The following is a 1,104-nucleotide window of genomic DNA, read 5'->3' on the forward strand; positions in this document are numbered from 1 at the left end:
ACCTGATGCGGCGCCAGCAACGTCACCGACCGGTTCTCGCGCTGCAGCTGGCGCGCCCAGTGGTGGCTGCTGCCACAGGCTTCGATATAGATGCGCTTGGCGTCGAGATTAAGCACCGTGGCCAGAAACTGACGGCGGCGCACCCGTTTGCGGTAGACGACCTCATGGGCGGCGTTGAGACCGCACAGCTCGAAGACGTTCTTTGCGATGTCGATACCCAGTTCCGTAATCTGTTGCATGGATCCGCTCCTTTTCGACTGTTGTCTGAATCATCAGTCTGGCGCATTGACGCCGATTAGGAGGAGCGGATCCATCTCATCCACCTACGCGGCTTCAGGACGTGCGGCCCGAATCGTTCACTGCCTGGATCAACGGCGCGGGTGAATTTTTGCTTGGGGTTTCGCGCTGCTGCGCGAGTGACTTTCATTTGCTTGTCCAAATGAAAGTAACCAAAGCAAAGGACACCCTGTCTTGCGCCGATGCTGCGCATCGGTTCCCTCCCATCACGAATCGCGAGCGGGACGGCCGGAAACTCGCTGCGCTCAAACATCCGGCCGTCTTATTCCGCTCACGATTCGTGCTGCTCGGCGCTACGCCCAAGGGGCCCGAATACAGGCAAGCTCGCGATCGCTCGCTCAAGGTCACATCTTTTGTAGATACCGTCTCGACGATCAAGCATTTTGAGCGGCCAGGGCTGGATCATAGGGTGTTCTATGTTTGAGCACGCCGAAGGCGATATGGACGAGCTTTCGCATGACCGCGCCCAGTGCGGACAACGCGGGCTTGCCGCGCTGTCGCAGGCGGTCATAGAACGTTTTCAAAGCGCGGTTATGTCGCAAGGACGCCACGGCCGCCATGTATAGAACGGCACGTAGTTTGGATGAGCCCTGTTTGGATAAACGGGGCCTGCCGCGCACACTGGAACCCGACTCAAAATGCACCACGGCCAGGCCGGCAAAGGCCGCGGCCTGACGGGCGCTGGTAAAGTCCCGGTCGGCCAGTAGACACAGCAGATGTCGAGCCGAGGTCTGGCCGATGCCGGGTATGGAGGCCAGTAGCGCCTTGTCGCGCTTGAGATCCGGATGCTGATCGAAATGATCGTCG

1 protein-coding gene and 1 pseudogene are annotated in these 1,104 nt (G+C 59.5%); both read right to left on the reverse strand.

The annotated features are described in order from the left end of the window. Window positions 1-239 (reverse strand): annotated as a pseudogene (locus T5B8_RS19945) (IS110 family transposase); the annotation flags it as partial. Between the two features lie 432 nt (window positions 240-671). Further along, window positions 672-1,104: transposase (locus T5B8_RS19950; protein WP_353181007.1), on the reverse strand; the 433-nt coding region annotated here is incomplete at its 5' end.

This window comes from Salinisphaera sp. T5B8 (genome assembly GCF_040361255.1).
Taxonomy (GTDB): domain Bacteria; phylum Pseudomonadota; class Gammaproteobacteria; order Nevskiales; family Salinisphaeraceae; genus Salinisphaera.